General features: G+C 45.5%; 16 protein-coding genes. All 16 read left to right on the top strand.

What is annotated here, in order from left to right; translation table 11 throughout:
- The first annotated feature begins 108 nt into the window (after positions 1–108).
- Complete coding sequence (locus HMPREF0240_RS03015; protein WP_009001974.1) at positions 109–1,146, top strand: flavodoxin family protein; 1,038 nt, start codon at positions 109–111, stop codon at positions 1,144–1,146.
- Positions 1,112–3,790 carry a hypothetical protein gene (locus tag HMPREF0240_RS03020; RefSeq protein WP_009001975.1) on the top strand — a complete coding sequence of 893 codons (2,679 nt, stop codon included), beginning with the start codon at positions 1,112–1,114 and terminating at the stop codon, positions 3,788–3,790. The genes HMPREF0240_RS03015 and HMPREF0240_RS03020 overlap by 35 nt, the downstream gene beginning before the upstream one ends.
- Before the next feature lie 10 nt (positions 3,791–3,800).
- Entirely contained in the window at positions 3,801–6,197 is a 2,397-nt protein-coding gene (locus tag HMPREF0240_RS03025; RefSeq protein ID WP_009001976.1) for a helix-turn-helix domain-containing protein, read from the top strand.
- A 181-nt stretch (positions 6,198–6,378) separates the two neighbouring features.
- Positions 6,379–7,758 (top strand): MFS transporter, encoded by a 1,380-nt coding sequence (locus tag HMPREF0240_RS03030; protein WP_009001977.1) that lies wholly within the window; start codon positions 6,379–6,381, stop codon positions 7,756–7,758.
- 187 nt (positions 7,759–7,945) lie between these two features.
- Positions 7,946–9,049 (top strand): Gfo/Idh/MocA family oxidoreductase, encoded by a 1,104-nt coding sequence (locus tag HMPREF0240_RS03035; RefSeq protein ID WP_009001978.1) that lies wholly within the window; start codon positions 7,946–7,948, stop codon positions 9,047–9,049.
- An 18-nt stretch (positions 9,050–9,067) separates the two neighbouring features.
- Entirely contained in the window at positions 9,068–9,499 is a 432-nt protein-coding gene (locus HMPREF0240_RS03040) for a DUF6379 domain-containing protein (RefSeq protein WP_009001979.1), read from the top strand.
- 11 nt (positions 9,500–9,510) lie between these two features.
- A complete protein-coding gene (locus HMPREF0240_RS03045; RefSeq protein WP_009001980.1) occupies positions 9,511–10,491 on the top strand; it encodes a TIM barrel protein in 981 nt (326 codons plus the stop codon).
- 90 nt (positions 10,492–10,581) lie between these two features.
- Positions 10,582–11,907, top strand: coding sequence for a thiolase family protein (locus tag HMPREF0240_RS03050; RefSeq protein ID WP_035312308.1), 1,326 nt, complete (start codon positions 10,582–10,584; stop codon positions 11,905–11,907).
- Position 11,908: 1 nt separating this feature from the next.
- Complete coding sequence (locus HMPREF0240_RS03055) at positions 11,909–12,322, top strand: zinc ribbon domain-containing protein (RefSeq protein ID WP_035312309.1); 414 nt, start codon at positions 11,909–11,911, stop codon at positions 12,320–12,322.
- Between the two features lie 78 nt (positions 12,323–12,400).
- On the top strand, positions 12,401–12,640 hold the full coding sequence (locus HMPREF0240_RS03060) for an acyl carrier protein (RefSeq protein ID WP_009001983.1): 240 nt from the start codon (positions 12,401–12,403) through the stop codon (positions 12,638–12,640).
- Positions 12,641–12,706: 66 nt separating this feature from the next.
- Positions 12,707–13,723, top strand: a complete 1,017-nt coding sequence (locus tag HMPREF0240_RS03065) for a phosphate acyltransferase (RefSeq protein WP_009001984.1) — start codon at positions 12,707–12,709, stop codon at positions 13,721–13,723.
- Positions 13,720–14,823, top strand: coding sequence for a butyrate kinase (buk, locus tag HMPREF0240_RS03070; RefSeq protein WP_009001985.1), 1,104 nt, complete (start codon positions 13,720–13,722; stop codon positions 14,821–14,823). Before HMPREF0240_RS03065 ends, buk begins: the two co-directional genes overlap by 4 nt.
- The gene (locus HMPREF0240_RS03075; protein ID WP_347462543.1) at positions 14,814–15,377 is read left to right on the top strand and encodes a DUF1097 domain-containing protein; all 564 of its coding nucleotides are present in this window, start codon (positions 14,814–14,816) and stop codon (positions 15,375–15,377) included. Before buk ends, HMPREF0240_RS03075 begins: the two co-directional genes overlap by 10 nt.
- Positions 15,378–15,460: 83 nt before the next feature.
- Positions 15,461–16,801 (top strand): MATE family efflux transporter, encoded by a 1,341-nt coding sequence (locus HMPREF0240_RS03080; RefSeq protein WP_009001987.1) that lies wholly within the window; start codon positions 15,461–15,463, stop codon positions 16,799–16,801.
- A gap of 138 nt (positions 16,802–16,939) precedes the next feature.
- A complete protein-coding gene (locus HMPREF0240_RS03085) occupies positions 16,940–19,348 on the top strand; it encodes a helix-turn-helix domain-containing protein (RefSeq protein WP_009001988.1) in 2,409 nt (802 codons plus the stop codon).
- Positions 19,349–19,512: 164 nt separating this feature from the next.
- Positions 19,513–19,752: a hypothetical protein gene (locus HMPREF0240_RS03090; RefSeq protein ID WP_009001989.1), complete on the top strand. Its 240-nt coding sequence runs from the start codon at positions 19,513–19,515 to the stop codon at positions 19,750–19,752.
- Positions 19,753–19,762 lie beyond the last annotated feature (10 nt).

Consider the following 19,762-nt stretch of genomic DNA (forward strand, 5'->3'; position numbering starts at 1 on the left):
TCTTTTATATAAAAAAATAAGGCCATGTAAAACAAAAAAGGAACAGAATCAAAGCATTGAGGACTGTATACTTGCCATAACGGATCAAAAATAATATGAGGTGAAGATATGGCAAAAAAAGTATTAGGTGTTTCATTTGGCAGGAAAATGAGTAATTGTGACATTATGGTAAAGCAGGCACTTATGGAATGTGAGAAAGCCGGATGTGAGACTGCATTTATCCGGGCCGATGATCTGGAAGTTGAAAATTGTACGGGATGCATCGCATGTACAATTGGAACCATGACTGGCCGAGGGCGCGGATATTGTATAAAGCACGATGATTTTGATATTCTGGATGAATGTGTTATGCAGTCGGATGCTGTTATTCTGGCTTGCCCTACATATGAGACATCTGTAACCGGAAGGTTTAAGACAATCTGTGACAGAATCGGACCAAGCCATGATATTACCTTCCGTAAAGCAGCCTATGAGGAAGGGCGGGCGGCAGGAAAACCAGAATCAGAATTACCGGATGCCAGATCATTTAAGAAGAGAACCGCAGCTCTGATTTCCGTGGGCGGGGCGATGACGGAGAACTGGATTGCCCTGACACTACCGATGATGTTTGAATTTACATTCCCATTGGCCATCGATGTGATTGATTCGGTCGAATATTACGGCGCTATGGCACATGAGTCTGTTCTTGGATATCCGGAAATGATGGAGCGCATGTCAAAGGTGGGACAGCATATTATGGAATCTTTAAATGCTGAAACGGAAGAAGAGAGAGTCCGGTGGAGAGGGGAGGAGGAAGGCGTCTGCCCTCTCTGCCATACGCGTATTTTGCAGGTCTCCCATGATGCAAAGACTGTGGATTGTGTTGTCTGCGGCAGCCATGGCGATCTGTCTGTCGAGGATGGGAAAATAAAGGTACATTTTACAGAAGGGGAATTAAACCGTTCCCGCCTGAGATGGGGCGGAAAGGCAGAACATTCTGAGGAGATTAAAACCCGGGCACAGCCTTCCGGAACCATAAAAAATCTAAAGGCATTGAAGGCCCCATATGCTGCATTTGACAGACCCCCGTTTGAAGTGGACAGGGACAGCTATGGAAACTGTAAGGAGAGATATGGAGAATTGGATGGAAAAACTGGAGAACAATGAAACTGATAATTATATTCTTCCCTTTTTATGGATGAAGGGGGAAGATCAGACGATCATCCGCACGGAAATAGAAAAAATTTATGAATGCGGTATCCGTGCAGTTTGTGTAGAAGCCCGGCCCCATCCGGAATTTGGAAAAGAAGGATGGTGGAAGGATCTCGGCGTTGTGATTGAGGAAGCAGAACGCCTTGGAATGAAAGTATGGATTCTGGATGATAAGCATTTCCCAACGGGGTATGCAAACGGACTGATTTCGGAAAAATATCCGGAGAGGAAGAAACTCTATTTAAACTATGAAGTGTGTGATGTTAATGGAACCGGGGAAGAACTGTCTTTTGATATCAATCAGATGAAGGCTCCGGGAGTGGTGTTCTGGGAGCCGGACAAAAAGATTAATTTTGAAGAGCGCGCCGAAAATAAAGTGAAAAAGGTACTGCTAATCAAGCTTGGACATGATAAAACGATCTGTGAAGGGTGCCGGGATGTGACGGGACTTGTGGATGAAAATGGGGAACTGACGCTTCAGATCCCGGCAGGCGCATACCGGATTATGACAGTATATACAACCCGAACCGACGGGGGCAGCGAGGAGTATATTAATCTTTTGGATGAGCAGTCCTGCTATACACAGCTGGAGGCAGTATATATTCCACATTACGAGCACTTTAAGGACAAATTCGGGACAACCATTGCGGGATTCTTTTCGGACGAACCGCAGTTCGGCAATGAGCCGCTCTTTCCCTGTGACTCTGTTGTAGGTAAAGAGAAGATGCCGATTCCGTGGAGTGAAGATGCCGAAAACTGGCTGGAGCAGATATTTGACGGCGAATGGGGCGTTTATCTTCCCTATCTGTGGATGGACACAGAAGAGATGGAGGAATGCCCGCGCATGCGCTATGAATATATGAATATGGCATCCAGGCTTTATCAAAGGAACTTCAGTAATCTGCTTGGAAACTGGTGCAGTGAACATGGTGTGGAGTACATCGGGCATGTGGTGGAAGACAACAATGCACATTCCAGACTGGGAATGGGAACGGCACACTATTTCCGGGCCATGGACGGACAGCATATGGCCGGGATTGATGCAATCGGCGGGCAGATCGCCTTTGGTGCACCCGTACAGACAAGGCACAATATGGTGGATATCGATGGAGAATTCTTCCAGTACCTTCTTGGCAAGCTGGGGGCTTCCAGTGCACATCTGGATCCGAAGAAAAAGGGCAGGCTGATGTGTGAGCTGTTTGGGGCAGCCGGGTGGAGGACAGGCGTGAAGGAGATGCGTTTTATACTGGATCATCTTCTTGTACAGGGAGTAAACTGCCTTGTACCGCATGCATTTTCTATGGCGGAATATCCTGATCCGGACTGTGCACCTCACTTCTACGCCAGGGGAAATAACCCGGAGTACCCTTATTTCAAAGAACTGATGCTGTATGCCAACCGGATGTGTGAATTATTGAATAACGGGAAGCACAAGGCATCTGTGGCGGTACTGTATGATGCAGAGCTGGAGTGGGGCGGGTCTTATATCCCCATGCAGAAAGTATCCAGAGCGCTGACAGAGCATCAGATTGATTTTGATATAACGGCCATTGATATGCTAATTGAAACAGAACGCTATCAGACGGAGATCAGAGACGGGAAGCTGACGATTCATGACGTAAGATTTGAAGCTTTAGTAGTACCGCCTGCACAGAGGATACCTCTGGTATTTGCCGAGTGGATGATTAATCACCCGGAAGTAGAAGTGATCTTTTTAAACAAGGTGCCGGAATGCATTGTGGATGCATCCGAATCAGATAGCAGGGCACTGCTTCAGAAAATAACTGCGAATACAGAAGTGATGCCTCTTGCAGAGCTGGCTGCGGGGCTGAAGAAAAAAGGATATTATGATGTGGAGCTGAAAGAAGAATATGCAATGCTGAGTGTATATCATTATGAGAAAAAACAGGATGTATATATGTTTGTAAATGAATCCGCAAAACAGACATATCATGGCACGGTGATCCTCCGCTCTGAGCAGCCCCTGGCCGTCTATGAGGGACTGGAGAACAGGTTCTTATCACTGGAAACAGTAAAGGAAGAGGAACGGCAGGCATTTGAACTGGAATTACTGCCCGGACAGTCAATTGCAGTGATAGAGGGAATAGAGGGAAGCGGACTTCCGGTATATAAACCCCTGTCTCAAGTATTAGGACAAGATATAGTAACGCTGGATATTGCAGCGGACTGGGAAGTTTTTACGGCAAGAGCAATTGAGTATCCCCAATTTTCGGACGGCCAAAAGATGGACAAGCTCATACCTTACTCCAGATTAGACAGCAGGTTTTCCGGCATTATTGCATATGAGAAGACGATAGAGATAGACGCGTCTGGCAGGGTATATTTTCGGGCACAGCATGTCAATGATGTCATGCAGCTATGGGTAAATGACATTGCCTTTGAAAAAAAGATTGCAGACCCCTTTGTATATGATATAACAGCGGCTGTAAAACAGGGGGAAAACCACATGCGTATTGAAGTTGCAACAACACTGGAAAGAGAGCAGGTCAAATATCCTGCGCCGCCTTTTACCTTCAGCTTTGAAAGCAAACTTCCGACGGGGATGCATGGGGATGTTCAGCTTATCATAGAAAAATGAGGAGGGCAGCATGCAGAGCGAAAGCATTGTGACGTGTCAGTTTTCAACAAAACCGAATAAAGAAATGCACTTTCATCAGGACATAGAGATTATCTATGTCCTTGATGGCGTTTTAGAAGTTATTTTTGAAAAAGAGAAAAAGCTGTTAAAAACGGATGAGTTTCTTCTGGTAAACACAAATGTCCGGCATTGTTACAGGTCAAAAGGAGAGGTGCTGGTCGGCAGCATATTTATTGACTATATACAGCTGATGGGGATGTTCGGCGGCGGGAGCGTGTATTTCCTGTGCAATTCTGCAGAAGAAAAATCAGAGAGCTATGACAATCTGCGGTATTTTATCCGGCAGCTTTTTAATTATTACCATACGGATGAGGGGCAGGGAAATATTTTAAGAAACAGCATTGCATACCAGCTCCTTTATATTCTGACCTCGGAATTCATCGTGAAAAAAGGGATGAGGCAATACGAGTCCCTCAGGGGAATCTCGGATGAGAGAATGAATGACATCCTAAATGAGCTCATGACGAACTTTCGGGAGCAGATCACGCTGCAGGGACTGGCGGATAAACTGTATCTGTCCAATGCTTATCTTTCCAAATATATCAAAAAGAATTTTGGAATGAGCTTTTTGAAGCTGTTAAATAACATCAGGATGGAGCATGCGGTTAGTGAATTGATCTACAGTGACAAAATGATTGTGCGTATTGCGCTGGACAGCGGATTTCCCAATCTTACAGGATTTAATCGGACGTTCCGGGAAATTTATCATATGACACCCGCAGAATACCGGAAAGAAACACTGGAAAAAAGGGAGACGGTTAAAAAAGAAGAGGCAGATAAAGAAACTTTAAAAAGAGTCGAAAACTATCTGACATATAATAAGGTGGAAGTAAAACCGGCAGAAGATCTGGCGGTGACCTCTGTGGAGGCGGATGCACAAATAAGCAGGGCCATGGATTTTAACTGGAACCAGATGCTCAATGCCGGGAGAGCAGAGGATCTTCTGCGCTTTGATTACCGTGAGCATGTCCGGTACCTGATTGATAAATTAAAGATAAAATATGTAAGAATCTGGAATGTGATCTCTGATGAGATGATGATTCAGCTGGATGAGAATAAATCAGAATACAATTTTAACCTGCTGGATAAAGTCTTTGATTTTATACTGCAGATCGAAGCAAAACCGTTTGTCGAGATGGGATTTAAGACAAAGGAAATCTATGAAAACATCCAGCACAATATTACGGGCGGCGGGGATTTGAATCAATTTAAAATCTTAGAGAAAAGCAAAGGTTTTCTGATAGAATTTGTGAAGCATCTTGTGAAACGGTACGGTGTGGAAGAGGTGGAAACCTGGTATTTTGAACTGGAAAAAAATCCGGTGCTGAAAACGAAGGTAGACCCTTCTTCCTACGCAGAAACCTTCCAGAACCTGTATCACATTTTTAAGAGTTATATCCCCAATGTTAAAATCGGCGGCGCGGGCCTGTGCCTGAATTATGTGGAAAAGGATTTTGTGGAAAATATCAGAATCTGGAAGAAAAAGAATCTGAAACTGGATTTTCTGTCCATTTATTCTTACCCGTATATTATGAATGAAGATCTGCTGGACGGGGGACGAAATGCATATTCTTCGGATGAAAGTTATCTGTATAATCAGATCCGGGAGGCGAAGCGAATCTGCGCGGAGGAGGGCTTTGATATCCCCAGGTTTTTTGTGACAGAGTGGAGCAATACCCTTTCCAACCGGAATCCCATAAATGACAGCTGTTATAAGTCTGCATATGTCATGAAAAACCTGATTCAGAACAGCCAGGAGGCGGATATGATCGGCTACTGGGTTGCGACAGATTTATTCTCTGACTACTACGATACAAAGCGCATTCTTTTTGGCGGCTGCGGGCTGATTACGCGGGACATGATCCGAAAATCGGTCTTTTATGCATACAGTTTTTTAAACAAATTAGAGAAAAACCTGCTCTCTAAAAGCAGGAATGCGATTATAACAGGCGATAATAAGAAAAGGTTTTCCATTTGCTGCCATAATTACAGGCATTTTAATTTCAGGTATTACCTGCAGGAAGAAAACGAGATTCCCTTTGAAAGGCTCAATACTTTATACGAGAATAATGAGTCCCTGCAGATCAATTTTAAAATTAGAAATGTACAGAATGGCACTTATCAGGTGAAAAAATACTATGTGAACAGAGATCATGGCGATATTCAGGCGGAATGGGGGAAAATTGGGTATTACGATGATCTGTCTGCCACAGAGATTGAGTATTACAGAGAGATCACTCAGCCGGGAATGCAGATTGAATCGCTGGAAGTGACAAATGAGGTGCTTGAAATAGAGACAATTTTGAAGGCGCAGGAGGTTCAGACAATCATTATTACCGAACAATAGAGAGTAAAAGACCGGTGAGGGCAAAAATGAAGAGCTTATATTTGTCCGTAGAATAAAAAAGCATGTATGGCCGGAAAACAGAACAAATTATAAAGAAATTATAAACAAATAGAAATAAGTGGGAAATAAGCCTGCGTGTTAAGATTTCATTATCAAGAAATAAACAGCACGGGAGGAAATTATGGAAAACGAAAAACAGGCACCAATACAGGAAAGAACCGATAAAAAGTTAGGATTTTTCTATAGCTTTGGGGAAGTTGGTTCGCAGCTCAGCTGGTATATGATTAATACATATCTCACATTATTTTATACGGATATTGTCGGCTTATCGGCATCGGCCATTTCGCTGATTATGCTGGTTGCCCGCATATGGGACGCTGTAAATGATCCGATGATGGGAGCGGTTGCGGACCGCACGAGGTCAAGATGGGGGAAATTCAGGCCCTATCTAATGTTCGCGCCGCCATTTTTGGCTATTTTCAATCTCTTAACCTTTACGGTTTTCCCGGTAACCGGAGTCTTGAAAATTGTAATCTGCCTGATCTGCTATATCGGCGCAGGCATGGCTTATACGGCGGTCTATGTGACATACGGCGGTCTGGTAAACCTGATTGCCAGGGATTCACAGGTACGTATGAATTACACCTCGGCAAGAGCGGTTGGATCTGGTGTGGTTCAGATGATTCTGTCGGCAGTGGCGATGCCAACGATATTATATTTCAGCAAAGGTGACACACCAAATGCACACGGTTATTTTATGACCACGTTAATTTGCTCCATTATATTATTACCCTGCTTTTGGCTTTGTGCATGGAAATGTAAGGAAACGGTTTACGTACAGCCGGTGGTGGAAAAAGCAGAAAGAAAACCGGTCTGGGTTTCCCTGAAGCTTTTATGTAAAAACAAGATGCTGATGATTACGGTGTTCTGTGTATTTCTGGGTGCGATGGCAATCATGGGACGCATGGCAATGCTCACATATTACGTAATCTATGTGGTAGGATCTTTTACAATGATCGCGCCAATCTACACCACTATGACCATCTTCCAGCTGATTGGGTGCGTAATGCTTCCCTGGGCTACGGCCAGATTTGGAAAGCGCAACTGGCTGCTGATGCTGAACTTTATCCAGATCATTGCATTTGTCATTATGTTTGTCGTACCTGCGAATAATAATCTCTTTTTGATCGCGGTAAGTGCTTTTATCGGACTTGCAAATTCTGCAAGCAATATCTGTACAGGAATGCTTTCCGACTGTATTGAATACGGGGACTGGAAATACGGAATCCGTGAAGAGGGGCTTACCTATTCTTACATGAGTTTTGGCGTAAAACTGGCGACGGCGGTGTCCGGTTCCGTATGTGTACTCCTCCTTGCGGCATCAGGGTATGTTCCGAATGCAGATCAGACGGAAGCAGCGAAGATGGGAATCAATGCAGTGGTCAACCTTGTGCCTGCAGCATGTATTTTGATTTCAGCCATTCCGCTCTTCTGGTATAAGCTGGATAAAAAGAAGATGGATCAGATTCGAATCGAACTGGACGAGAGAAATTCCAAATAAAAAGTTGAAATACATCAGGTCAAAAATCACACAGTCGGATTTTGACCTGATTTTTTAAAATCCAAAAAGCGGACAAAACAGGTCAAAAACGCACCGATATTTTGGTGAATCATTCGTAGGTAATCCGGTGAAAAAAAGAATACAATGGGCACAGAATAAAGTGTATAAGGCGAAACAGGAGGAAGATATGGATAAATTAAAGATTGGAATTATAGGCTGCGGAGGCATTGCGAATCAGAAACATTTTCCGGCATTAAAGAATAATGCGGAATTAAATGAAATGACTGCATTCTGCGATGTGATTGTGGAGCGGGCGGAAAAAGCGGCGGAAGAGTTTGGAGCCGAAGGTGCAAAGGTATATACCGATTACCGTGAGCTCCTGGCAGATCCGGATGTGGAAGTGGTACATATCTGTACGCCGAATGTGTCGCACAGTGAAATTGCAATTGCGGCATTTGCGGCAAAGAAACATGTATATTGTGAGAAACCGATGTCTCATAATACGGAAGAAGCTGAAAAGATGACAGAAGCATGGAAACAATCCGGCATGCAGTTCACGATCGGCTATCAGAACCGTTTCAGGCCGGAGGTACAGAATCTTCATGCGGCATGTGAAAAAGGCGAGCTTGGCGACATCTATTATGGAAAAGCACATGCAGTCCGCCGGAGGGCGGTCCCAACATGGGGCGTATTTATGGATAAACAGCAGCAGGGCGGCGGCCCGCTGATTGATATCGGGACCCATGCGCTGGATATTACTCTGTGGTGCATGAACAATTATGAGGTGGACAGTGTATCGGGTTCCGTATTCTACAAATTAGGCGGACTTCCTCAGGCGGCGGAAGGGAATCTGTTTGGACCATGGGACCCGGAAACTTATGAAGTGGAAGATTCTGCCATTGGATATATAAAAATGAAAAATGGGGCGGCGATTCATCTGGAGGCAAGCTGGGCATTGAATATGCTGAACTCCCGGGAGGCATCCACGACACTCTGCGGTACAGAGGCCGGGGCCGAGATCCATTCCGGAATGAGTTACCAGAAGAATGAACTGATTTATAACCGCGGCAGAAACGGACAGCTGATGGAAGAAACAATCTCACCGACCGGAAGCGTCGCATATTTTGGCGGTGGCGGCGGAGAAGAGGGGACCATCGACTGCAGACAGTGGCTGGAAGCAGTTCAAAATGGCACACAGCCGCTCGTAAAACCGGAAGAAGCGCTGGAAGTGACAAGGGTACTGGATGCCATTTATAAATCAGCGGCAGAAAACAAAGAAATTAAGTTTTAGCAGAGGAGGAGCCATAAAATGGGATTCGCAATGAGAATGAATTTTGTGGATGTGGTCGTAGACGACAGCCTCAAAAATTATCATGTTGACGGGAAGAACATGGGGTATCAGTTTGATATCCGTTTAAGCTACTATCGGGGGCATTTCTTATCTGTAATTGATGAGTTTGCGGTTAAGGTTGACGGTTTTGAGGTCCCGTCCGAGAGAATTAAATTCTGTCTGAATGGAAAAGAGTTCAGTCCGGTGGAATTTGATAAATGCTATACAGAATTCTGGCAGGCAATCAAGCCTGCGACCATCCGTGTATGCTTTCCCGGCGGGCTTCCAAAAGGAGAACACGATATCGACGTGGTACTGTTTTTCCGCTCACCATACATGCCGATCGGGCCGGATCATCAGTATATGCCGGTTGACAGCTGCGGAAGCAAAAGATTAACAATCACAGATTAGGGGGAAAAATTATGTCCAGAGTAAAAACAGGTATTACATTATTTTCGTTAGGTTCCCCTTATCTGAAGGGCGAACTGGATTTGGAGGGAGTGATACGCAAGGCAGCCGAAATGGGGGCGGAGGGGTATGAAATCGTGGCGGCCCAGATGATCCCCTCTTATCCGTATGTATCGGATGAATTTGCAGCATTTATCAATGAATGCAAAGAGAAATATGGGATCGGGCCGGTTTGTTATTCTGCCAATATGGACCGCGGAATGCTGAAAGACCGTGATCTCACAGAGGATGAGATGGTGGCACGGGCGATTACAGACATCATCTCAGCCAATAAACTCGGGTGTACTGTTATGCGTGAGCAGTACCTGCTCTCACCCCGGGGACTGGCAAGGATTGCCCCGTATGCCGAGGCTTATGATGTACATGTAGGAATCGAAATCCACAACCCGGAGAGTCCGATTACACAGTCGATTCTGGACTATGTGGATGTGATTGAAAGATCGGGAAGTACATACATAGGATTCGTGCCGGACTTTGGCTGCTTTGCAACAAAGCCCAATAAACCATACTGGGACAGAGCGCTTGCGGCAGGGGCAGAAGCAAAGCAGCTGGAAAAATGTGCACAGCTTCGATATGATGAGGTGCCGATGGAGGGGGCCATGAAAGTCATGGGGCCTGATATAGAAAAATGCCCTGCACTCGGCGCTGCATTAAACAGTATGTACGGATTCGTTCAATTCAAAAAGAGCTGTGCGGCCGAACTGGAAGGATTAAAGAAAATCATGCCGTACTGCTTTGAGATGCATGGGAAATGCCATTATGTAGACGAGAATCTGCATGAAGCATCGATTCCTTATGAGGAGATCATTCCGGTGATTGCAGATTCTGAGTTCGATGGTTATATTGTGACAGAGTACGAGGATGAAGGCGGTTATGACAGTATCGAACAGACGGCAAGGCATGTGGCTATGGTGAAAAAACTGCTTGGGCAATAAAGGACTTAAAACCGGCAATGCCGAAATAATCAGGCAGGCAGGCTGTATTAAAATTGTGACGGCTGGTATATATAAGGAAAGGAAAATAGTATGAACAAATTAGGAAAGTACAACAGAAGTGTTTCAATTATCGGTGTTGGATGCACACCATTTATGTACACGGTGGACGATCCAAAGACAGACGGATTGACGGAGGGGGAACTGTTTGGCTATGCAGCATTAAAAGCCATGGAGGATGCCGGTGTAAACCCTCAGGATGTTGATTTTTATTTTCATGGTCAGGCAAGCCCCTTAAATGGTTCCAATTACCTGACACCAAATATTCAGATCGGGAACTGGTTCGGTATGAAAGGAAAGGGCTCTATTCATCACTCGGAGGCCTGCTGTACCGGATATCTTGCGATTGAACAGGCGGTAAATGCGGTTGCTTCAGGGAAGTACAACTGTGTTTTATCGGGCTGTGTAGAGTTTGGCGACAGTACCCCGTCTCCGGCGGACAGCGTGGAAACCCCAAAACATCCGTACAGGCGGGATAAGATGAAAATGGATAAGTTCCTCGCTACAACGGCCTGGCTTTATGACCGGACCTATGCAAGAAGCCTGATGGCGCCGATTGAGCTGATTTACGATGATGCCGCGGAGGATTATGTGCGTACACGGGGAATCACAAGTGAGCAGATGGACGATGCACTGAACTGGATGGCGATCAACAACCGCCGGAATGCGGCAAAGTGCCCGCTTGCCCTCGAAAGAACCGAATTTGCGGATATTGCAAAGGAGAAGGGGTTTGGCAATGTAATAGATTATATGAGATCACCTTACAATCCTAAAATGGGGGATTTTCTCCGTATGGAAGGGGTGGAGCGTAAATGCGACGGCGCGGCCGCTGTGATTGTATGCGCGACAGAGATGATTCCTGAAATTGCCCAAAACCTGAGCCATACCCCGATAGAAGTACTCGGTGTCGGCAGTGCGGCATGTGAATCTACGACTCCTCACTTTGAAATTCGTGCAACAGAGGAGGCGGTACGCCAGGTATATGAAGTGACCGGGGTAAAACCAGAAGAACTGGATCTTTTCTATGCAAATGACTTTATTATCACATCACATCTGATTTCAGCGGAAATTGCAGGATATCTTCCGTATGGGGAGGGCTGGAAATATATCTGTGACGGGCGGACTGCCTATGACGGAGATAAACCAATTAATACAAATGGCGGAAGAACTTCGTTTGGTCATGCTCATGCGGCATCCGGCCTTGCAGATGTCTATGAAGCATGCATGCAGATGCGGGGGGAATGCGGGGAGAGACAGGTGAAAAAACTGCCTAAGACTACAATGCTCAGAGGATATGGCGGTGCACAAAACGTTGCGGCTGTACTTCTAAGAACAATGGATGAATTGGGAGGGAAATAGAATGAGTATTAAATTGGAAAAAGCAGTACAAAAATTTTATGATGGTCTTGAAGAAGGGAGATTATATGGACGTAAATGTACCAAATGCAATGCGGTAGAATTTCCGCCGGTCTATGCATGCAATACGTGCGGATGCTGGGATATGGAGTGGGTGGAAGTCAGCGGCAGGGCGGTCATGAAATCCATCGTTATGCCGGCGGCACTTTCTTCGAAACCGGAATATTCGGCTTTGGGGCCATACGCATATGGTGAAGTGGAACTGGAAGAGGGCTCCACATTCAATGCGGTTGTAAAGGGAATGACAAAGAAAAAGAGAAGGGAACTTCTCGATAAACTTCCGCTTCCGGTCCATGCCGAGATCTTTCAGCGGGACGGGTATAAAACAGTCGTATTTGCATTAGATGAAGAAGCGTAAAAAAATGAAGCGGCTGTCCATTATTCTGGACAGAGGACGAATAAAAAACATACAGACAAAATAAAAGGAGAGCCAAAAATGGAAAGAAAAGAATTGGAAGCAAAGATTATAGGTTTAGTAGCAACATCATATGACGTAGAGGAAAGCACTCTGACAGCAGAGACAAGTATCAAAGATGACCTCGGCGGAGCATCCATTCAGATGGTGGGCCTTGTTTCAGAGATTGAGAATGAGCTGGATGTTCTGGTTCAGCTTCAGACTGCGGCGGCATGCAATACGATCGGTGAGCTTGTGGATAAAGTGGAAGAACAGTTGTAGGCCATCGTAACAGTTCAGGCTTGTCTGAACTGTTACAAGCCATTTTATTTTGGGAAGGGAACAAGGATGAGTATATTAGATCAGATTTATGCGAAAGCAAAATTGAATCCTCAGAGGGTTGCATTTCCGGAAGCGGAAAATGAGAAGATGATGCAGGCCGCATTTGAAACGGGACAGGAGGGGTATATCATCCCGGTGCTCGTGGGAAATGTGGAAAAATTAAAGGTACTCAGTGAAGAACGGGGATATGATACCCGGGTATTCGAATTTGTGGATCTCAGGGACGAGGAATATAAACATAAATTAATTGAGCGCTATACAGCGTTTCCGGATACTCGTCTGAAAGAAAAGGCACTGGCCCGCCGCATGGAGGATCCATTGTATTATGCCATGGTAATGGAGGCGGTCGGTGAGGCGGGAGTCACCTTTGCGGGAATCGACAATACGACAGGGGATGTACTTCTGGCAGGGCAGATGATCATTGGGCTAAGGCCGGGGATCAGTACGATCTCCAGTATCGGCCTTTGTGATATTCCCGGCTTTGAGGGGAGTGAAGGAAGCCTTCTCGCAATCGGGGACAGTGCCGTGTGTACGAATCCAAATGCGGAACAGCTTGCAGCTATTGCGGTTTCGGCCTGCGATACAGTGAGGGAACTGCTGGATTGGGAGCCGAGATGTGCAATGATCAGCTATTCTACACTTGGGAGCGGTCAGGGAGAGTTAATTGACAAGGTTGTACAGGCGGTACAGCTTGCAAATGAATTAAGGCCGGAACTCGCTATTGACGGAGAATTTCAGTTTGATGCTGCAATTTCACCCTCAGTCGCTGAAAAGAAAGTGACAAGAGAGAGCCAGGTTGCAGGAAAGGCGAATGTGATCATCTGGCCGGATCTGAATGTCGGCAATGTGGGCGTGAAACTGATTCAGCAGTTTGGTCATGCGGATGCGTACGGGCCTATGCTTCAGGGATTCAACAAGGTTGTCTGTGACTGCTCCAGAGGAGCACCGGTCTCTGAAATCAAAGGAAATGTGGTAATCAGTGCAGTGAGGGCGGCAGGAAACAGAAAAGGAGAATCAGTTTGAAACAATATAAAGTATTTGCAGTCAACCCCGGTTCTACCTCCACAAAGATTGCATTGTTTGAGGGGGAAACGACCGTGTTTTCTGCAAATGTAAGCCATGATGCGGCAAAACTCGCAGAATTTGCAGGGATTTCGGACCAGCGTCCTTACCGTAAGGAAATGATCTTAAATCTTCTGAAAGAAAACAATATTTCTCTGGAGGGCACAGATGCATTTGTCGGGCGCGGCGGCGGGCTTCTGCCGATGGAAGGCGGAACATATGAGATTGATGAGACGCTGCTGGACCATGCCATAAAGGGGGCCAATGGGGTCAGTCATCCGGCGCAGCTCGGAAGCCAGCTGGCGGAAGAATTTCGAAAAGAATTTGGCGGAAGGGGATTCGTAGTCAATCCCCCCGATGTAGATGAAATGCAGGATGTGGCAAGAATGACCGGAATCAGGGGCGTGTACCGTACGATTCACCTTCATGCCCTGAATCTGAAAGAGACGGCAATCCGCCATGCGGAATCCATGGGTAAAAAATACGAGGAATGCCATTTTATCGTATGCCATATCGGCGGAGGCATTTCCATTTCTGCCCACAGAGAGGGACGGATGATTGACGGTTTTGATATTGTCGGCGGAGAGGGGCCGATGGCGCCGACCCGGTGCGGCAGTATCGCTGTTTCAGATCTTATAAAATATGCGCAGGATAAGGAGCTTGCAGAGGTCAGGAGCCTTTGCACCAGAAACGGGGGATTTGTAAGCCATCTGGGAGTTTCCGATGCGCGGGAGGTATACAGCCGCGGACAGGCAGGAGACAGGTATGCCGGTATGTTATGGGACGCCATGATCTATCAGATTGAAAAATGCATCGGTTCTATGGCAGCAGCTCTTCACGGAAAGACTGACGGAATCCTCTTAGGCGGCGGAATGGTCCATAACAAAGATCTTGTATCCCGGATCAAAGCATCCTGCGAATGGATTGCTCCTGTGACTGCTTACCCAGGGGAATTTGAGATGGAAGCAATGGCAGCCGGAGCAATTCGTGTGCTCGACGGGAAAGAAAAAGTAAAGAACTATACCGGTAAGAGAATCTGGGATGGTTTTGAGTGGGAGTAGAAAACGTGGAAGAGAAGAAACTCAAAAGAATCAATATGCTGACACTGGCGTTTGGTATTGCTTTACTTCCGCCGATCTGGGCGGTACTCAGTCCGTACATGGGAGTCTCGGTGGGAGCAGTTGCGCTGATTTGCGCCGGACTGTATGTGGCAAACGGAAATAACAGATCAAATGCGCCAAAGATTACAATCGGTTTTCTGCTGGGGGATGTCTGGGCGTTTTTCGCGGTCTGGATCATGGAGACCCTGCAGGGAAATCCAAATGTAGAACTCTATTTTACATTGTTTGTTCTGGGGGGCTTAGCCGTTCTCATAGGCGAGACATTTTCGAAGATCATCTTCGTACCGTCCTGGCTCTGCGGATGGGCAATCGGGCTGACCATCATGGGCCCAATGCAGGTGGCGGAGATTGGGACACTCCCGATTCAGATAGGCGCTGCGATGATCGCGGGAGTTGTGTATGTCGGAATTGGCGTGGATGCACTGCAGAAATTTTTGGTCAGATGTTTAATGAAAGAAGAAAAACCAGTGAAAAAGCTGATAAAAAATATTTAATAGTTCAGATCAGACAGAAATGAAAAAGTGCCTTTAACGGGCACTTTTTCGGTATGTTCTAAAGGAATAGGAAGGTTTTTAACATGCAAAGAGAGATGACAAAGGGAAATCCCTTGAAAATAATTATGTTGTTTGCGATACCCATGTTTGTGGGGAGCGTATTTCAGCAAGTCTATAATATGGTGGACTCCATAGTGGTCGGAAGAAATGTGGGCGCAGGGGCACTGGCGGCAGTAGGAGCCTGTGCTCCTGCATATAACCTGATCCTTGCACTGATAAGCGGTCTTACAACGGGAGCCTCGGTTGTCATTGCACAATACTTTGGAAGCGGAGACCAGGAGCAGGTAAAAAAGGCATATATTACGTCTCTTGTTCTCGTTTTCCAGGTTGGTACGGCCATGACGATGATAGGATTGGTGCTGTCAAAGCCCCTGCTCCGTATTTTGGGGACTCCCGAGGATGTGATGGGGGATGCAGCCATGTACCTGATGATTATGTGTGCGGGTATTCTGGCTACAAGCCTGTACAATGGAATGGCCGCATTTTTGAGAGCGATCGGAAATTCCTTAATTCCCCTGGTGGCACTGATCATTGCCAGCATCCTGAATGTGGGGCTGGACCTGCTGTTTGTCATTGTATTTAAAATGGGGGTCATGGGTGTTGGGATTGCGACCATTATATCCCAGCTCATTTCCGGGCTTTACTGCCTGTGGTATATCAATCATAAGATGAGTGAATATCAGATTCTCAAGGGGGAATTCCATGCAGTGAAATATATGGAGAAGGAGATGATAAGGATAGGAGTGCCGGCAGCCATATCTACATCAATCGTTTCGCTTTCAACCATGCTTCTTCAGGCTGCGGTCAACGCATATGGAACGACTGTCATTGCGGCATATACGGCGGGCAGCCGCACAGAACAGATATTTATGTGTTTAAGCTTTGCGATTGGATCCGCAGTCGGAACGTTCTGCGGACAGAACATCGGTGCAAATAAGATAGAACGTGCAGTGAAAGGGCTGCATGCGGGATACATCATTAATATTATTTATACCTTTAGTATGGGGAGTGTGATGTTTCTCGGTGCAAAGTGGATACTGAGGCTCTTTACAAGTAATCCGGAAGTCATCAGCATCGGGGTTGGAATCGTACATGTCACAGCGATCTTTTCGCCGGTTTTAGGCTTTGTGTTCATATTCCAGAATTTCCTGAGGAATGCATCTGATATCCGGCCCACAATCTGGATGAGCCTTTCGGAAGTGACGGCAAGGGGCGCCCTGGGTTTTGCCTTTTCTGCGCTGTTCGGATATGCAGGAATCTGGTGGGCGACACCGGTCGGCTGGATCGGTTCCATGCTGATCGGCTATGGGAGATATCGTTCCGGCAAATGGAGGGATAAATGCAGTCTGGTAAAAAATAAATAACGTAAAATAAGATATATGTATTGCTTACAGGTACCTGCATGATATAATTTATGCAGATGCTGAAACTCAATTCTGCATCTGTATATAGTTAAAAAGAGAAGAAATGAAACTAAAAATCTTACATAAGCAGGAGCGATTATGGCGGACAACAGACGTAGAGAGAAAATCAGAGTACTGGTACATAACTCGGCAAAAGAGGCGGAACATTTTCATCAGGATATAGAACTGCTCTATATTATGGAGGGCAGTCTGGACGTGAAAGTCGGGGAGCAGATGACGCACATGTTCCCGGAGGATATTCTGGTCATCAACGCAAACAAGATGCACACTCTAAAAGGGTCGGAGGATATCCTTTACGCACAGCTGCTGATAGAGTACAACATGGTCAGTGATTTATTTGACAGTATGAACATCATCTTTTGGTGCAACTCCACAAAGGATGAAAGTGAACGTTATGATAAATTAAGGGCGGCAATAAAAGAACTTCTGAACCATCATCTGTCAACCAGGGGCAACTCGGCCAGTTTTGCCCATATTTCCCTGTGTTACCGCGTGCTGGATCTTCTGTCCGGCTATTTCCTTGTGCAGACTGCGGATAAGGAGTTAATGGATGACGGGGATAAATTTGATGAACGTATTGACCAGATTAATAATTATATCCGCGCCAACTACAGCCAGCCGATCAGCCTGAAAGAACTGGCAGATAAGCTGTACCTGTCAAATGGATATCTTTCACGGTTCTTTAAGAAAAACTATGGTATGAACTTTGCTGAATATCTGACGAATATCAGACTGTTCCATGCGGTCGATGAACTGATGTATACGAATACACCAATTACCATGATCGCTTATGATAATGGTTTTGCCAGTGTGGCGGTGTTCAATAAGGCATTTAAGAAGGCATATGGGGAAACGCCTTCCGCCCTGCGGAAAAGATTAAAGGAACAGAAAGAAGAGCCGAAGCAGCAGACGGAAGACACGGTGATTGAGGAGCGGCTGGAGCAGTATCTGATTACCAGCCAGACAGAGAAGAAAGAAGTAAATCAGGTTGAACAGCAGGAGAACAGTCATTCGGTTAAGAACACGGAACAGATGAAAAACTGGGGGCGCACCCTCAATGTGGGTATGGCTTCAGACCTGTTGAAATCGGAGATTCAGGAGCATGTCATGCTTCTGAAAGAATCGCTGGATTTTGAGTACGCCCGGTTCTGCAATCCGTTTACAAGAGAGATGCTGCTGGATCCTGAAAAATCGGAGGGGCATTATAATTTTTCCAGAATAGATACAATTCTTGATTTTTTAATTCGGTTTGGAATTAAACCGCATATTGAGATGGGGCCAAAGCCGCGTATGATCACATACAATGTGCAGAAGGTGGAAGTAGAGGGAACCCGCAATGTGGAGTTTGCAAACGTGAAAGAGTGGGAAGAGCTTTTAGAGGCGCTGTTCCGTCATCTTACCCAGCGGTATGGAAGATCGGCATTAGACTTCTGGAGAATTGAGCTTTGGTTTAATGAAAATAAATGGGATGATCCCGAATCCATGGTGGTTTATTTTGACCTGTTCCGTACACTGAAGTCTACCGTAAAAAAATATAACAGCAAGATAGAAGTAGGAGGATGCGGTATCCGGTTAGATAATTCAGAACAGTCCAGAATTGTTTTCTACCAGAACTGGATGAAGCAGGCGAGTAAGCCGGATTTTATATCAATGATAATCTTCCCGTATGACAGGGGCGTGGATGGGCAGGATCACTATGCGAAGAGGTGTACGGATAATGAATGCCTGAAACACCGGGTCGAAAGCGAAAGGGAATTGCTGCGGATTACCGGTTTTGAAAATACAACACTTTATGTTACAGAATGGAATATGACGATCTCGGCCAGAAATTTTATCAATGACAGCTGCTTTAAAGGTGCCTATATTATTAAAAATCTCCTGGATGTATATGGGATCGCAGATGATCTGGCATATTGGCTGGGCAGTGACAGGAATTCCGAATATTATGATTCCAATGAACTCGTCAATGGCGGAACCGGATTAATGACAAAAGATGGAATTCTAAAACCGGCGGGATTTGCCTTTGAATTCATGAAACGTCTTTATTCCAACTGCGCAGGAAAGGGCGAGAACTACCTGATCTCAACGGATGGGGCGGATTCCTATGGAATCGTCTGTCATAACCAGAGGACGCTTGGGTATAATTATTACTTTACAAAAGAGGATGAACTTGAAAAAGAACATCTGTGGAAGTATTACGAAGACAGAGACGAGCTGGATCTGAAGCTGGAACTGAGGGATGTGGCAGATGGCAGATATAAGATAAAAATGTATCGGATCAACGAACAGAACGGAAGCGTACTGAACATCTGGCAGGAGCTGGATTTCGAACCCGAGCTGTCGAGAAATGACATCAAATATTTCAGGAGGATGTGCGAGCCAAGGCTGATTATTCAAAAAACGGAGGCAAAGGATCATACATTAAAACTGAATATACTAATGCAGGCGAATGAAATTGTATTTGTGAGAGTGAGGCGGCTTCCATAGAGGTCAGAAAAGCAGGTGTTATAATTGCCTGAGGAAGACAGCGTTAAAAGAAAGAGGTCAATATTGTATTGTAAAAAGTTGCACAGGAATGAGATTCCTGTGCTTTTTTTATATAAAATGATAGACATCAGCAAGAAGAAGTAATTCGGAAAGGAGAAGATAATATGAAAGTAAAGCAGATTACCAATGTAGATGGATTTTATAAAGCACTTGCAAAATGCAGGGGCAGAGTGGAACTGATCACAGAGGAAAGGGACGTTTTGAACCTGGCATCTACATTGGCGCAATTCATAGGGCTGACCACTGTGTTCAGCAATCCGGATATCAAATCCTATGAAATAGTATGTTATGACCCGAATGATTTTCAGTATATAAAAGAATTCCTTGTAGAAGCAGACCAGTAAGAATGTGGCA

Origin of the sequence: Clostridium sp. D5 (assembly GCF_000190355.1) — a bacterium.
Lineage (GTDB): Bacteria > Bacillota > Clostridia > Lachnospirales > Lachnospiraceae > Faecalicatena > Faecalicatena fissicatena_A.

Coding starts and splice junctions, on each gene's coding strand:
- HMPREF0240_RS03065 (WP_009001984.1), top strand. CDS start 12,707: ATGAGTATATTAGATCAGATTTATGCGAAAGCAAAATTGAATCCTCAG.
- HMPREF0240_RS03055 (WP_035312309.1), top strand. CDS start 11,909: ATGAGTATTAAATTGGAAAAAGCAGTACAAAAATTTTATGATGGTCTT.
- HMPREF0240_RS03060 (WP_009001983.1), top strand. CDS start 12,401: ATGGAAAGAAAAGAATTGGAAGCAAAGATTATAGGTTTAGTAGCAACA.
- HMPREF0240_RS03085 (WP_009001988.1), top strand. CDS start 16,940: ATGGCGGACAACAGACGTAGAGAGAAAATCAGAGTACTGGTACATAAC.
- HMPREF0240_RS03035 (WP_009001978.1), top strand. CDS start 7,946: ATGGATAAATTAAAGATTGGAATTATAGGCTGCGGAGGCATTGCGAAT.
- HMPREF0240_RS03015 (WP_009001974.1), top strand. CDS start 109: ATGGCAAAAAAAGTATTAGGTGTTTCATTTGGCAGGAAAATGAGTAAT.
- HMPREF0240_RS03040 (WP_009001979.1), top strand. CDS start 9,068: ATGGGATTCGCAATGAGAATGAATTTTGTGGATGTGGTCGTAGACGAC.
- HMPREF0240_RS03020 (WP_009001975.1), top strand. CDS start 1,112: ATGGAGAATTGGATGGAAAAACTGGAGAACAATGAAACTGATAATTAT.
- HMPREF0240_RS03080 (WP_009001987.1), top strand. CDS start 15,461: ATGCAAAGAGAGATGACAAAGGGAAATCCCTTGAAAATAATTATGTTG.
- HMPREF0240_RS03025 (WP_009001976.1), top strand. CDS start 3,801: ATGCAGAGCGAAAGCATTGTGACGTGTCAGTTTTCAACAAAACCGAAT.
- HMPREF0240_RS03090 (WP_009001989.1), top strand. CDS start 19,513: ATGAAAGTAAAGCAGATTACCAATGTAGATGGATTTTATAAAGCACTT.
- HMPREF0240_RS03050 (WP_035312308.1), top strand. CDS start 10,582: ATGAACAAATTAGGAAAGTACAACAGAAGTGTTTCAATTATCGGTGTT.
- HMPREF0240_RS03045 (WP_009001980.1), top strand. CDS start 9,511: ATGTCCAGAGTAAAAACAGGTATTACATTATTTTCGTTAGGTTCCCCT.
- HMPREF0240_RS03030 (WP_009001977.1), top strand. CDS start 6,379: ATGGAAAACGAAAAACAGGCACCAATACAGGAAAGAACCGATAAAAAG.